We start from the raw sequence: 14,802 nt of genomic DNA on the forward strand, positions 1-14,802 counted from the left end.
AGACCCCAAGGGGGTCGCGCGGCTGGAATGGACCCATGATCCCTTCCCGTACCGCCCGGTGGACCGCCGGCTGGCTGCTCGCAGCCGTCTGGGCGTTCTCGTTCCCGCTGTTCTCCTCGCTCGGGCCGCACCGGCTGTGGGGCTGGTGCGCCGGCGCGGGGTACCTCGTGGCCGCCGGGGCCACGGTCCTCGGCCGGCGCCGTGCGGCGCTCGGCGCGGCCCTGCTCGGGGCGGTCGCCGTACCGCTGGTGTACCTGGTGCTGACGGGCCAGGGACAATCCGAGGTCGGCGTGATCGAACGGGCCGGGCGGCTCCTGCTGCGGACCGGACACGTCTACGTCGACCGGCCCGCCGGAGTCGAGGAGTACACCCCCTACCTCCCCGGCATGGCGCTCCTCGGCGTCCCCCGCGCCCTGCTCGACGGTGCCTTCGGCGCCGGCGGGAGCTGGGCGGTGCGACCGCTGGGCGACGCCCGGATCTGGTGCGCGGCCGTACTGTTCGGTGCGCTGTGGGCCTGCCGCGGACTCCTCGGCGGAACCCGCTCGCCCCTGCTGCCGGTGCTGGTGGCCTCCCCGGTGGTGGCGCTGCCGATGGTGGTGAGCGGGGTCGACCTGCCGCTGGCCGGCCTGTGCTGCCTGGCGCTCGCCGCGGCCGGATCCGGGCGGCCCGGGGCCTGCGGGCTGGCGCTCGCCGCGGCGTGCGCCCTCAAGTGGACCGCGCTGCCCGCGGTCGCGGTGGCCGTCGCGCTGCTCGGCTCCCTCCGGGGTGCGCGGGCCGCCGTGCGCTGCGCGGCCGTCGCCGCCGTCGGGACGACCGCCCTGGTGCTGCCGGGGCTGCTGCTCCAGCCGGCGGAGCTGTGGCGGCAGGTGTTCGCCTTCCCCACGGGCCGCGCCGACGTACCCACCCCGGCGAGCAGCCCGCTGCCCGGGCACCTGCTGGCCGGTGCCGGGCCCTGGGGCTGGTACCTGACGGTGGGCCTGTTGGCGCTCGGGGGACTGGCCGTCGCCGTCTCGCTGGTGGTGCGCCCGCCGCGTACGGTCGTGGCCGCCGCCCACCGGCTCGCCCTCGGCCTCACCCTGGCCTTCCTGTTGGCCCCGGCGGGCCGCTTCGGCTATCTGGCGCTGCCCGTCCTGCTGGTGGCCTGGGCCCGCTCGGCGGTCCCGGCGGGCGCGTCCCGCGTGGTGGCCCGCTCCCGAACGCGTGTGGAGCCCGCCGAAGTGCGGTGAGGGCCCGCGCCGTCCCGATCGGCGCACCGGCCGGCCGCCTCCGGAGGAACGGGCTCAGGCCCCGGCGGAGTCGCGGAGGTGGGCGAGGACCGCCAGGACACGACGGTTGCCCTCGGTGGGGTCCAGCTCCAGCTTCGAGAAGATGCTCCCGGCGTGCTTGACCACCGACGCCTCCGTGATGAAGAGGCGCTCCGCGACCGTCTGGTTGTTGAGCCCCTCGGCGATCAGCGCCAGCACCTCCCGTTCGCGCGGGGTGAGACGGCCGAGTGGTTGGTCCCACGGCGCGGGGGCGAGGAGCACCCGGACCACCTCCGGGTCGATGACCGTCTGCCCGGCGTGGACCCGTCGCAGGGCGTCGAGGAACTCGGTCACCTCGCCGACCCGGTCCTTGAGCAGGTATCCCAGCCCGGCGGCCGGACCGGCTGAGAACAGCTGGGTCGCGTACGCCGTCGCCACGTACTGGGACAGGACCAGCACCGGCAACGAGGCGTCCCGGGAACGCAGTTCCAGCGCCGCCCGCAGTCCCTCGTCGCGCAGGCCGGGCGGCATCCGTACGTCGGTGACGACCACGTCCGGCCGCTCGGCAGCCACGGCCCGCAGCAGCTCGGGGGCGTCGCCGACGGCCGCCAGGACCCGGTGGCCGCCCAGCGTGAGGAGCTCCGACAACCCGGCCCGCAGCAGCACCGAGTCCTCGGCGAGTATCACGCGGAGCACGGCACCTCCACCCGGAGCTCCGTCGGCCCGCCCTCCGGACTGGACACCATCAGCCTGCCCTGCAACATCGCCACCCTGTCCGCGAGACCCGCCAGGCCCGCCCCCGCGCCGGGATCCGCCCCGCCGCGGCCGTCGTCCGTGATGGTGAGGGTGAGCCGGCCGTCCTCGACCCTACCGGCGACACCGACGTGCGAGGCACCACTGTGCTTCGCGGCATTGGCGAGCGCCTCGGTGACGGTGAAGTAGGCGGTGGTCTCCACCGGTTCGGGCAGCCGGGGCACCGGCAGGTCGACCGTCACCGGCACCGGATGGCGCAGGGCCACCTCGGCCACGGCCGCCGCCAGGCCGTGGTCGGTCAGCACTTGCGGGTGGATCCCCCGCACCAGATCCCGCAGTTGCTCCAGGGCGAGCTTCGCCTCGCCGCGCCCACGGCTCACGAGCGCCGCCGCCGAGGCCGTTCCGGGCACCCCGCGCAGTTCCATCTCGGCCAGCCCCAGCGTCATGCTCAGCGCGACCAGTTGCTGCTGCGCCCCGTCGTGCAGGTCCCGTTCGATCCGCCGCCGTTCCGCCTCGAAGGCGTCGACGAGGCGGACCCGGGAGCGCGTCAGCTCCAGCACCCTGCCGTCCTCCCCGCGCGGTCCCAACAGCGACCGGGCGACCCTCACCTGCGCCCCGGCGAGCAGCGCGCCCGCGTACGCGGCGACCACGAGCCCCACCAGACCCACCGCGGTACCGGCCAGACCCTCGACGGGACCCGCCACCGCGCGGCCGGGTACCAGCATCACCGAGTCCGGGGCGATGGCCCACACGATGACCGGCGTGGCGACCAGGATCGCCGAGCCCGCGAGCAGCGTGATGACCCCGAAGCCGGCCGCACCGAACAGGGGCCCCAGGAGCGCGGCATACCCCAACTCCCGCCAGGTGGCGCGCTCCCGCAGCCGCGTCCGCAGCCAGGCGGGCGCGCCGGCCCCGCCCAGGGAGGTGTGCGGATCCGCGACCGGGGCCGGATCGACCCAGCGCAGGCGCCGGCGCTCCAACTCCCCGAGCGGGACCCCGCCCGCCACGGCCGCCACCAGCAGCACCAGCCCGATCCCGACCACGGACAACAACACCCCGAGCCCCACGAGCGCCGCCAGCACCAACAGCACCACGTAGCCGAGCACGGCCCCGCTCCCGAGGTACGCCCAGCAGCGCCACGGCCACCACGACCCGAGGAACGCGAGAGGGCGCCGCATCGCACCCCACACGGCGACGGGCGGGTCACCGAGGGAGTCCTCCTCCACGGACCCCACTACGCGCGGACGGCCGCGTCGGGAACCGCCGCGGCCAGCAGGGGGGACGGTGTCCCGTGCCAGGAGACGGCCAGCGCGTCACGGGCCCTCGTGCAGGCGACGAACAGCAGGCAGTGCTCGGCGGTCAGGTCGCTCTGGTGCTGCAACGGGTCCACCTGGGCGGGCGTGACCTGGGGCGGGAACGGCACCACCCCCTCCGCGACGCCCACGACGGCCACGCAACGGAATTCGAGCCCCTTCATGGCGTGCATCGTCGCCACCCGCACCCCGCTCACCGACGGTCCGGTGGCGTCCTTCACGGCGACCGCCGCGATCCCGTCGCGCCGCAGCCGCCCGATCACCGCGTCGACCAGGGTGTTGAAGCGGGCGCACACCGCGATGTCGGACGGAGCCACGTCGTCCGCCTCGATCCAGGAGCGGACCTGCTCCACCAGGGCGGTCAGCTCCTCCTCCTGGCTCCGCCAGCCGCGCGCCGACGGCGCCCTGCCGCGGAGTTCGGAACGGTACCCGGCGAGGCTGTCCGCCGCGCCCGATTCGTCGTCCTCGCCGAGCCGCCCGATGTGCCGGCCGTGCAGCAACGACGAGGACCACACCAGGATCTCCTCCGTGCTGCGGTAGTTGAGCCGCAGTCGGGTGGAACGACCGGTGACGTGCACCCCCAGGGACCGCAGCGAGACACGGGAGTCGTAGATGCGTTGGTGCGGGTCCCCGACGATGAACAGGTCGTCCGGGCCGGCCGCGACGCTCGCCCGCAGCACCCGCCACTGGGCCGGATGGAGGTCCTGCGCCTCGTCGACGACGACGTGCGCGTACCGGGGGGCCGAGGCGGCCATCAGGTCCGCGGCCATGGAGCACAGTTGCGTGTACGTCGCGGTGTCCCGGGAGGACACGACCGCCGCGAACTCCTGCATGGCCCACCACAGTTGTTCGCGCTGCACGGGGCCGACGGGCGTCCCTCGCCCCTTGCGCGGCACCCGCTGGTACTCCTGCGCCGTGCGGACGTCCTGCGCGATGACGACGTGCCGCAGCTCCTGCGAGAGGAACTGCTCCGACCAGGGCAGCTCCTGGCGCTTGCGGATGCCGGCCCACACACTGCGTTCCGCGGCGGTCCCCAGGGGCTTGGGGACGCGGCCCCGTGCCTCGCGGATGACGCGGGAGGCCAGCGAGTCCACCGTCGTCACGTCGACACGGGCCAGCAGGGGGGCGTCGGCCTCCCCGAGGAGCAGCGCGAGGTTCTGCCGCAGCGTCTCCGCCATGGCGTTGGTGTACGTGGTCAGCAGGATCCGGCCGACGTCCTCCCGGCCACCGCCGCGCAGCAGGTGCCGTACCCGGTGCAGGGCGGCGACCGTCTTCCCCGTGCCGGGACCACCGGTGACCTGCGCCGGCCCGGAATAGCTCGGCACGTAGGCCATGCGTCGCTGCGCCGGGTGCAGGAACACCCGCCAGCGGGCGAAGTCGTCGGCGAGCACGCGGTCCAGTTCGTCGGGCCCGGAGACGTCGACGATGCGGTGCGGTGTGCTGCGGATCGCCTCGGCGAGGTCGGCGGGTTGCCACGCCCCGGAGCCGGTCGCGGGCGGCCGGCGGGCCGCGATGAGCTGCTCCCACACGTCCTCGGGGCTGAACCCCTCGGCGAGGTGGTCCAGCACCTCGTGCTGGTCCGCGGGCATCAGGGGAGGCGCCACCAGCCGCAGGTCGTCGCGGTCCACGCACAACCGGGCCAGGCGCAGGGTCTGTTCGTCGATGCCGAGGTCCCGCAGCACGGTGTCCGAATGGGCGGCGAACAGCCGGGCCGGCGCCGTCTCCGCCTTGTGCTCGAAGAACGGCCGCATGTCCTCCAGCGCCGCCACGTTGCGCACTTCCAGCCCGCCGGTGGCCGAGTTCACCGAGTAAGCCCGCTTGCGCGCCCAGGCGATCGCGTCGTCGTGGTGGGCCACCCGCACCAGCAGGAAGGTGTCGCTGCCGTCGTCAGGGGCCAACACCACGCCCCGGTACGCCTGGGTGATCCGGATCGTCCTGATCCGCGGGTCCCGGGGATGTCGCAGCTGTTCCAGGTGCAGCCCCTTGCCCGCGTGCAGCTGCGCGACCGTGAGTTGCTGGAACATGCGGACGGCGTCGCGGACCGCGGAGCGGACGTGCTTCTCCAGACCGTCGTACTCGTCGAAGAACTCCTCCGAGATGGCGAGCCGGGGCATGGGACTCCTCTGTGCGGGCGATGTGGAGCGGGCTGGAGCAAGCCTACGTACGCGGCGGCGGGGCGGCACGCCGAACCGGGGGCCGTCGGGGGCGCGCGGCTCGCCGGTCGAAGCTGCCTGGTGGGGACGGTGGTTGATTTTCGGTCAGGCGGCGGCGGGGCGGTCGGGCGTGGGCGTGGGCATGGGCATGGGCATGCGTACGGGCGCTGCGCGGCGTCGATCGGCGGCGCTCGCGCCGTCGGCGGGCAACTCCGTTCCCAGCGGCGGCGCTAGCGGCCGGAGGTGGGCGGACGGCCCGGTCCGGGCTGGTCGGCACGCCTCAAGAACCGGCCCGGGAGGGCCCGTCAACGGCTGTCCGTAGGTGACCGACGGGTAGGGGGGTATGGCGAAATGTCGGTTGTAGGCGCTGCTAGGGTCGCCCTCGTGTGCTGGATCACACGCTGCTGAGTGGGGTCGTGGGGGTCGGGGTGCCGGCTCGCCGGGCAGCGGCGTGGAGACCTCCGGCCTGCCACGCAGCGGCGAGCAGCTTCCATGGGGTGACGTGTGAGTTCCTGGGACGTCGAGTCGATCGACGACGGTATCCGACCGGTCGATTCGGCCCACGAGTACGGTGACGGACTGAGCGTCCGGGTCGGGGACGTCGTCCCCTACCGGCCGGCGGACCCGGAATCGGTGTACGGACTCCGGGCCGACGACGACGTCGTCGCCTGCACCGTGTCGCTGACGAACGGCACCCCGGCCGCGTTCGACCTCTCCGGCATCGAACTCGTGATCCGCTGCGGCGCCAACGGCAAGGCCGCGCGCAGGATCCTGGACGACGACTCCGCCGTGCTCGACGAGAACCTGGCGGGCACGCTGCGGCCGGGCCGCACGGTGTCCGCCACGTGGGCCTACAGCGTCCCCCCGGGGACGGCGGGCCTGCTCGACATCGAGGTGTGCTTCCCGTCCCGGCTCGAACGGGAGAGCATCACCTTCACGACGGATCCCGTGACGCAGTCGCAGTCGCAGGCGCCGTTGCGGGCGGCGACGCAGACGTCGGCCGGGCCCGCGGAACCCGACGTGGTCCCGGTCGGTGATCCCGCGCCCACTCCGACCGGCGCACCCCCGGTGGTCGCGGCCACCGCTGCGGGCCCCTGGGTGCCCGCGCCCCGACAGGAGCCGCCGGCATCGCCGCCGGCCGCTTCGGCGCCCCCGGAATGGACACCGGCACCGGCCCCCGGGAACGGGTCCGCACCTTCCCACGGCACGGGACCGGTACCGGGCTTCGGACCTGCTCCCACGTACGAAGCCGCCCCGGCCCCCGCCTACGACCCCGCCACGGCCCCGGCCTACGGCTCACCCCCGGCTCCCGCCCATGACCCCTCGGCTCCGGCTCCGGCCCTGGCTGACGATCCCGCCGCGCCCGCGCCCGCGCCCGCAGCCCCGGCCCCGGCGCCGGTTCCTGCTCCGGCCGAGACCCCCGCACATGACCGCGCGGCGGTAACGGCCTACGGCTCGCCCCTGGCTTCGGGCCCGGCCCCGGCCTACGGCTCGCCCCCGGCTCCCGCCCATGACCCCGCGGCCCCGGCTCCGGCCCTGGCTGACGATCCCGCCGCGCCCGCGCCCGCGCCCGCAGCCCCGGCGCCGGCCCCGGTTCCTGCTCCGGCCGAGGCCTACGGCTCGCCCCCGGCTCCGGTTCCTGCCCCGGCCGAGACCCCCGTCAACGACCCCGCCGCGCCGCCGGCCCCGGCTCATGCTTCGGCCCCGGCTCCGTTCTCGGGTTACGGATCCGCTCCGGCCTACGGGCCGGTCCCGGCGCCCGCGCCGGTTCCCGAGCCCGCGCCCGCCCCCGCGCCGGCGTCGAGCCCCGAGCCCGTCAGGGTCCCGGTCACCGTCCCCGCGCCCGAGGTCCCCGCGCCCGCCCCCGCAGTCACCCCCGCGCCCCTCGCGGAAGCGACCGCCGCACCGACGCCCGTGCGCGGCGTGCCGGCCGGGACCGCGCCGGCCACGGCGTCCGACCAGGACAAGGTCCGCCAGATCTTCCGCTTCCTCGCCGCGGCCGAGGAGTCCCGCACCCGGGCTGTGCGCACCCTCGACGGGGCCCAGGGGACGGTGTGGTTCGCCGACCTGCCCGACGGCCCTGGCATCGCCTCCGTCCTGGAGGGCCCCGTGGCCGCGGACGAGGCCGCCTGGCTCACCGTACGGCGGCCCCAGCGCGCCGAGCCGCCCCTGCCGTCCAAGCTGCTCGAACCCTGGGTTCCGGCAGACCGGATCCGGGACTTCACGGCCGAACACCCCCCGCACCTGCGTCGCCGCGTCGAGCCCGCGGCCCAGCGTGCCGCCGGCGGCATCCAGCTCCGGAAGGCGTACCTCGAACTCGACTCGCACCCGGACCGGGACAAGATCGAGAAGCAGTACGGGACGTGGGAGGCCGCCTGGCGGCAATGGGCCGATCGCCGCCGCGAGGCCGAGCCCGGCGTCAGGCTCTACGACCGCCTCCACAAGATGCACGAGGACGCCGCGAACCTCGGCGAATCCTACGAACTCGTCATCGGCTTCGGGCGCCTGACCTGGCAGTCCCCGGAAGGCCGGCGCGTGGAGCGGCACCTGCTCACCCACCGCGCCGTCCTGCGCATGGACTCCGGTACCGGCACCCTCTCGGCCGCGCCCGACACCGGCGCACCCGGCTTCCAGCTGGAGGAGGGCATGCTGGACGCCGAGCAGCACGTCCAGGGCCTGGTCCGGGAGGAGATCCGGGAAGCCCTCGAACGCGCCGCGGACGCCACCGAACCCGAGCAACTGGACGAGTTGGAAACCGCCCTGCGCAGTTGGGTCAACGCTGCCCACAGCGCCGGTAGTTACCTGCCCGGGGACGAGCGGGTCACCCCGCACACCCTCGCCGTCCCGGTCGTCGGGTTCACCCCGGCCCTCGTCCTGCGCGAACGGACCCGCCGCTCCACGTTGGAGGCGCTGAACACGATCGCCCGCCAGGTGGACGCCGGTGCGCGCCCCACCGAACTGCTGCGCTACGTGGCCGGTGGCGACGGCGCCCGTACCGCCGGCGACGAACCCGCCGCCGACGGCACCCCGCACGAGCTGTACTTCGCGCTCCCCGCCAACGAGGAGCAGCGCACCATCGCGGAGCGGCTGCGCGGCAACCGTCTCGTCGTCGTCCAGGGGCCGCCGGGCACCGGCAAGACGCACACCATCGCCAACCTCGTCACCGACCTGCTGGCGCAGGGCAAGCGCGTCCTCATCACCAGCCACACCCCCAGGGCCCTGCGCGTGGTCCGCGACAAGCTCCCCGAATCCGTCAGGGACCTGTGCGTCAGCCGCACCGAGGACGGCACCAGTGCCCAGCGGGAGCTGGAGGCCTCCGTCCAGACGATCCTGCACCGCTTCGCGGGCTACGACCCGAGGGCGGCCCAGGACGAGATCGACCGGCTCGCGGCCCGGCTGGCGAAGGCCCGGCGTCGACAGACGGCCCTGATCGAGGACCTGGGCGTCCTGCGCGACCAGGAAACCCGGCAGTTCCCGCCGGAGATCGGCGACTACACGGGCAGCCTCCAGCAGATCGCCGAACGGCTGGCCGCGGAGGCTCCCCGCTACGAGTGGATCGGCCCGGTCCCCGCGAACCGGCCCGAGGTCACGGCCGCCGGGGTCCTCACCCTGCTCCGTGCGACCCGGGCCTACACCCCCGCGCAGCAGGCCCTCGCGGCCGAGGTTCCCGGGCCGGAGGAACTCCCCTCACCGGGCGACTTCGACGAAGCCGTCGAGGGCGTGCGCGTGGCCGAGGAGGCGTACGCGGCGGTGCGCGGCGAACCGGTGGCCGCCGCGTACGACGGCCTCGTCAACGGCCTCACCGCCGCGGAACAGCAGCGCCTCGGCGACGCGCTCGGGGCCTTCGCGGCCGCCCGGGGCGAGGCCGTCGCCAAGTCCGGCGCCCTCGGCGACCCGGGACGTGCCGCCCTGGCCGACGTGCTCGGCGGCCGGGACCACGAGGTGCGCTCCCGGCACGCCGCCGCCACCGAGGCCCTGACGGCGGCCGAGGAGGCCCTCGGCGTCCTCGGGAGCGCGCTGGTGTCCGGGATCGAGGGCTTCGCGCCCGCCGACGCGCTGAGCCTCGCCACCACCCTCCACGACGCCCTCGGGCAGGGCCAGAAGCTCCGCGGGCCCCTGGGGATCCGCACCAAACTGGCGAAGGCGGTCGGCCCGTTCGTCGAGCAGGTCCAGGTGGACGGGCGCGCCCCGGACACCGTGGACGGCGCGGCACTGGTCCTGGCCCGGGTACGGCTGGAGCTGCGCCTGGCCCGTTTCGAGGGGGACTGGTCGGGGCCCCGGGCGCCCTGGACCGGGCAGGCCCCCCGGTTGGCCGCGCTGCGCCAGGAGATCGAGTTCCTCGGCGCACTGATGCGGGTGGTGTCCGCACGGGCCGACGTGCTCGCCGCCGCGGCCGTCGTACCCGAACTGGCCCACGCCGCCTGGCACGAGCCGGCCACGGAATCCGCCGTGCGCAACCTGCTGCGGGTGGGCGAGACCCTCCGGGCCGCCGAACGCCCGCGACGCCTGCTCACCACCGCCGCCGAGCTGCTGCGCCGGTGGACGGACCGGCCGGCGGCCGCTCCCGCGCTCGTCGCCGCCCGTGAGGCGGTCCGCGTCCGCGACCGCGCGGCGTACCGGGCCGCCTGCGAACAACTCGCGGACGTACGGGAAGCGGCCGGCCTGCGTTCCGCCCAGGTCGCGGCGAGGTCCCGGGTCGACGCGGCCTTCCCCGCGCTCGCGGAGCGGATCGTGGCGAGCGCCGAGGACGCCGGCTGGGAGCCCCGACTGGCCGACCTGCCCGATGCCTGGGCCTGGTCCGCGTGGCGCGAGCGGATGGAACGGCTGACGGACCCCGCGGCCGAGCGCACCCTGACCCTGGGCCTGGCCGAGGCGGACGACGAGATCCGGATCACGCTCAGCAAACTGGCGGCGGCCCGGGCCTGGCACGGGTCGCTGTCCCTGCTGACCGGTGACCGGACGACCGCCCTGAAGGCGTACCAGAACGCCGTCCGCCGGATCAAGGGCAAGTACCAGCACCGCTACCGTCGTGACGCGCAGACCGCCCTGCGCGAGGCCCAGAGCGCGGTACCGGCCTGGATCATGCCGCTGCACCAGGTCGCGGAGACGGTCCCGATGGACCGGCCGGGCCTGTTCGACGTCGTCATCGTCGACGAGGCGAGCCAGTCCGGTCTGGAAGCCATGCTGCTCACCTGGCTCGCCGACCGGATCGTCGTGGTCGGTGACAGCAAGCAGGTCAGCCCGTCCAACATCGGCCTGAGGCACGACGAGTACTTCAAGCTCCAGGACAAGCTCCTCACCGGCCTGGACCCGGCCCGCAAGGGTCTCTTCGGGCCCGAGAGCAGCTTCTTCGACCTGACGGAGGCACTGGCCGCCGGGCGCGGCACGCTCATGCTCAAGGAGCACTTCCGCTGCATGCCGGAGATCATCGGCTTCTCCAACCAGCTCTGCTACAACGGCGCCCTGCTGCCGCTGCGCCAGTACGGGGCGGACCGGCTGCCCCCGATGCGCCGGATCCACGTCGAGGCGGGGGCGACCACCGGCCTGAACACCAAGCTCGTCAACACGGCCGAGGCGCGGGCCCTGGTCGACGCGCTGGTGGAATGCTGCGCGGACCCCGCCTACGCGGGCCGCACGATGGGCGTCATCAGCCTGCGCGCGAGCAAGGCGCACACGCAGGAACTGGAGAACCTGCTGGCCACCTCCGTTTCCTACGAGGAACGCGAGGCGCGTCGGATCCGGGTGGCCGACGCCGAGGGCTTCCAGGGCGACGAGCGCGATGTCATGTTCATCTCCTGCGTCAACTCCGCCGCGACGGAGTCCGGTCGGGTCCCCGGCGGGTACAGCGGCAAGAACTACGAGCAGCGCATCAACGTCGCCGCGTCCCGGGCCAGGGACCAGGTGTGGGTATTCCACAGCGCGAAGCCGGAGGCGTTCCACGAGAACGACCTGCGCCGCGAGTACCTGGACCACCTGTCGCGGCCCGCCGAGGAGGCGGAGGCCGAGCTCGTCGGGGAGGTCACCGCGGACCAGCGCCACGAGGCCTTCGAGAGCCTGTTCCACCAGCGGGTGTACCGGGAGCTCGTCTCCGAGGGCTACCGGGTGCGGCCCCAGTACCGGGTCGGTCGGCACGCGATCGACCTCGTCGTCGAGGGCGGCACGCAGCGGCTGGCGGTCGAGTGCGACGGCGACACCTTCGCGGAGGGCGAGAACGCCTCGACGGTGGCCCAGCGCCAGCGGGACCTGGAGCGGGTGGGCTGGACGTTCGTCCGCGTCCGGGGCAGCCGCTTCCACCTCGACCGGGACCAGGCGATGGCCCCGCTGAGGGAGGCCCTCGTACGGCTGGGCATCGAGCCGGTACCTGACGAGCCGGCGCAGGCCGGGCGCGGGGTCGTGGCGCCGTCCGGTGAGGGACCGGCCTTCACCACCGGGCCGGTCGACGGGTCGGTGGGGCCGGAGTCCGCGGAACCGGAGCCCGAGCCGGTGGGGCCGGAGCCGGCGACGGAGGACCGGCCGCAGGTCGTGTCGGCGGTCGTGTCGGCGACCGAGGAGCCGCCGGCTCCCGGGCGGGCGGAGGTGCTGTGGCCGGATCCGGCCGCGCCGGCCGCGCCGGCCGCACCGGCCGTGCATGCCGAGCCGCCCGCGCCCGCCGTGCCAGGACCCGCGAAGCTCGGCAGGGCGATGACGTACCGTCAGAGCTCGTCCTTCCCGGTGCGGTCGGTGGCGCCCGCCTGCTACCGCCGCGTACTGGTCGAACTACAGCTCCTGCGCGCCGAGTTGGCGCGGCCGGACGAGTCGCCCGCCGGGGCGGACGCCGCCAACCTGGTCTTCCTGCGCAAGACGCAGAACGACCGGCGGGCCCGCCGGGAGCGCCGGGTCACCCACCTCCAGGCGTTCCTCGACGCCGTCTCGATGGACGGCGACGCCGGGGAGCCGCAGCTCGTCGTCCCGGGCGCGTTGCTCACCCTCGAACTCGACGGGGAGGACGACGGCTCCCGCTACGTGGTGGCGGAGCTGGCGGCGGGGGAGGAGACCACCATCTCGCCCTCCTCGCCGTTGGGCCGGGCCCTCATGTGGCAGGCCGTCGGTCATGAGGTCGAGTACTCCGGTCCGACCGGCACACCGCGGCGGGCCGTCGTCACCGGGATCCGCGCCGGAGGCTGACGGACGGGGCCGACGAGGGGGAGCGGGCGGGCCCACGGGCCCGCCCGACCCGGCTCACAGCGCGGCGCCCAGCGCGAGGAAGCCGCAGATCAGGGCGAAGAGGATCGCCAGCAGCGGCCAGACGAAGCGCAGGTACTTGTCGTATCCGACCTTCGCGAGGGCGACGCCGCCGATGGTGACGGCCGTGGTCGGCACCCAGAGGTTCATCCAGCCGCTGGCCGCCTGCCAGGCCGTCACCACCACCGCTCGGGACACGCCCGCGAAGTCGGCGAGCGGGGCCAGGATCGGCATCGCGAGGGTGGCGTGGCCGGAGGTGGAGGGGATCAGGAAGGCGAGGGGCAGGTTGACCACGAAGACGATCACCGCGAAGAGGCTCGACGAGGTCCCCTTCACCACGCCCTCGATGGAGTGCAGGACGGTGTCGGTGATCTTCGAGTTGTTCATGATGACGGTGACGCCCCGCGCCAGCATGATGACGAGTGCCGGCGACATGAAGTCCGCCGCGCCCTGGATGATCGTGGAGCTGAGCCGCGCCTCACCCATCCGCGCCACCACTCCCACGAGCACCGCCGCGCACAGGAAGAGCGCGGAGAGCTCCGGGAACGACCAGTCCAGCTCCCAGGAGTACGGTCGGGCGTCCGCCTTGCCGGTCAGCGCGCCTGACCACGGCACCACCGAGAAGATCATGAACGCGAAGACCAGGACGAGCAGCACGAGGACCGCCTTGTGCAGCCGCGACAGCTCGGGCTCCTCGGCGGAGTCGGCCGAGGCCTTCTGCATGCGGTCGCCCGGCAGGAACCCGCACAGGGACTTCGAGGGGTCCTTCTGGACGCGCCGCGCGTAGCGGATGACGTACAGGACCGTGACGGTGGTGAGCACCACCCACATCACCGAGCGCAGCAGGATGCCGTCGCCGAGGGAGATACCGGCGGCCGAGGAGGCCACGCCGGTGGCGAACGGGTTGACGGTCGAGCAGAGCACGCCGATGCCCGCGCCCAGGATCGCGGCGCCGACGGCGACGAGCCGGTCGTAGCCCAGGGCCAGCATCATCGGCACCAGCAGGCCGTAGAAGCCGAGGGTCTCCTCTGCGAAGCCCTCGACGGTGCCGAGGACGGAGAACACCACCATCACGGCGGCGATCAGCAGGGCGCCGCGGTCGCGCAAGCGGTGGGCCAGGCGGGCGATGCCGCGGTCGAGGGCGCCGGTGGCGAAGACGACGGTGATGAAGGAGCCGATCGCCAGGACGAAGAGGAAGACGCCGGCGCTGCCGTACAGCGCGCCGGTGAAGCTCGGCCCGACCTCGCCGGTGGTGGCGTCCTGGATGCCGTAGAGGCCGTTGACGGGGGCCAGGAAGAGGTCGTTCAGCCGGTCGGTGAGGCTCCGGGTGTCGTCGACCCGGTGGTAGGTGCCGGAGACCGGGGCGCCGTCCTTGCCCCGGGTGTACTGACCGGCCGGGACGAGGAACGCGAGCAGCCACACCGCCACCGTGACCAGGGCCAGGACGGTCAGTGCGCTGGGGAAGGCGAACCGGCCGCCCGGGGCGGGCGGCTCGTGCTCGTGCTCGGTCGCCCCCGTCGCGTGGGCCCCGTGTTCCGGTGCTGCCACCCGCCACCGTCCCTCCGCCACCGTGCGAGCCCGGCCGAGCCGCGGATCCGCTCCTCCGATCATGGGCGGGGCGGCCGGGAGCGGCGTGGTGTGGTGGGCCGGCAGGGTGAGCGGAGGGCAGGAGGGGGATGGTCGTGGGAGGGCGCGCTCCGGTCCGGGACCGACCGGTCCCGGAGGGTCCGCGGTCCCTCGACGTGCATAGGATTTGCTACATGAACCGGACAGGGCCCAGGGCAGAACTAGGCGACTTCCTGCGGTCGCGCCGCGCCAGAATCCGCCCCGAGGACACGGGAGTGGCCTCCTTCGGTGGCCGCCGTCGCGTTCCGGGCCTGCGCCGGGAGGAGCTGGCGCAGCTCGCCGGGGTCAGCGTGGACTACTACACCCGGTTCGAGCAGGGCCGCGCCGAGAACGCCTCCGAGGCCGTCGTGGGCGCCGTGGCCGCCGCCCTGCGGCTGGACGCGGCCGAGACGGAGCACCTCACCCGGCTGGTGCGCAACACGGGCCGGGCGGCCTCCGCCGCGGAACCCGCGGCGGGGGGCGCCCCCCCCGACGTGCAGCAGGGCCGCCCCC

General features: G+C 74.6%; 7 protein-coding genes. 3 read left to right on the top strand and 4 right to left on the bottom strand.

Features of this window, described 5'->3' with window-relative positions:
- Window positions 1-35 precede the first annotated feature (35 nt).
- Window positions 36-1,226, top strand: a complete 1,191-nt coding sequence (locus tag ACFVS6_RS27825; RefSeq protein WP_389707974.1) for a glycosyltransferase 87 family protein — start codon at window positions 36-38, stop codon at window positions 1,224-1,226.
- A gap of 54 nt (window positions 1,227-1,280) precedes the next feature.
- Here the strand turns inward: ACFVS6_RS27825 and ACFVS6_RS27830 are convergent, their stop codons facing one another.
- Genes ACFVS6_RS27830 through ACFVS6_RS27840 form a run of 3 tightly spaced genes read right to left on the bottom strand, consistent with a single transcriptional unit; the run spans window position 1,281 to window position 5,424 of the window.
- On the bottom strand, window positions 1,281-1,940 hold the full coding sequence (locus ACFVS6_RS27830; RefSeq protein ID WP_389707975.1) for a response regulator: 660 nt from the start codon (window positions 1,938-1,940) through the stop codon (window positions 1,281-1,283).
- On the bottom strand, window positions 1,928-3,175 hold the full coding sequence (locus tag ACFVS6_RS27835; RefSeq protein ID WP_389707996.1) for a sensor histidine kinase: 1,248 nt from the start codon (window positions 3,173-3,175) through the stop codon (window positions 1,928-1,930). Before ACFVS6_RS27835 ends, ACFVS6_RS27830 begins: the two co-directional genes overlap by 13 nt.
- 56 nt (window positions 3,176-3,231) lie before the next feature.
- The gene (locus ACFVS6_RS27840; protein WP_389707977.1) at window positions 3,232-5,424 is read right to left on the bottom strand and encodes a UvrD-helicase domain-containing protein; all 2,193 of its coding nucleotides are present in this window, start codon (window positions 5,422-5,424) and stop codon (window positions 3,232-3,234) included.
- Between the two features lie 543 nt (window positions 5,425-5,967).
- Between ACFVS6_RS27840 and ACFVS6_RS27845 the strand changes: the two genes are divergently transcribed.
- Window positions 5,968-12,627, top strand: coding sequence for an AAA domain-containing protein (locus ACFVS6_RS27845; RefSeq protein WP_389707978.1), 6,660 nt, complete (start codon window positions 5,968-5,970; stop codon window positions 12,625-12,627).
- Window positions 12,628-12,681: 54 nt separating this feature from the next.
- On the opposite strand, the gene ACFVS6_RS27850 is transcribed toward ACFVS6_RS27845, so the two are convergent.
- A complete protein-coding gene (locus tag ACFVS6_RS27850; protein ID WP_389707998.1) occupies window positions 12,682-14,136 on the bottom strand; it encodes a YfcC family protein in 1,455 nt (484 codons plus the stop codon).
- 308 nt (window positions 14,137-14,444) lie between these two features.
- Between ACFVS6_RS27850 and ACFVS6_RS27855 the strand changes: the two genes are divergently transcribed.
- On the top strand, window positions 14,445-14,802 hold a 358-nt coding region (locus ACFVS6_RS27855), incomplete at its 3' end, for a helix-turn-helix domain-containing protein (RefSeq protein WP_389707980.1).

Origin of the sequence: Streptomyces sp. NPDC057939 (assembly GCF_042887545.1) — a bacterium.
In the GTDB taxonomy this organism is placed as follows: Bacteria; Actinomycetota; Actinomycetes; order Streptomycetales; family Streptomycetaceae; genus Streptomyces.

Bases quoted from the DNA above. Each gene is read 5' to 3' on its own strand.
- ACFVS6_RS27825 (WP_389707974.1), top strand. From the start codon at position 36: ATGATCCCTTCCCGTACCGCCCGGTGGACCGCCGGCTGGCTGCTCGCA.
- ACFVS6_RS27835 (WP_389707996.1), bottom strand. From the start codon at position 3,175: ATGCGGCGCCCTCTCGCGTTCCTCGGGTCGTGGTGGCCGTGGCGCTGC.
- ACFVS6_RS27840 (WP_389707977.1), bottom strand. From the start codon at position 5,424: ATGCCCCGGCTCGCCATCTCGGAGGAGTTCTTCGACGAGTACGACGGT.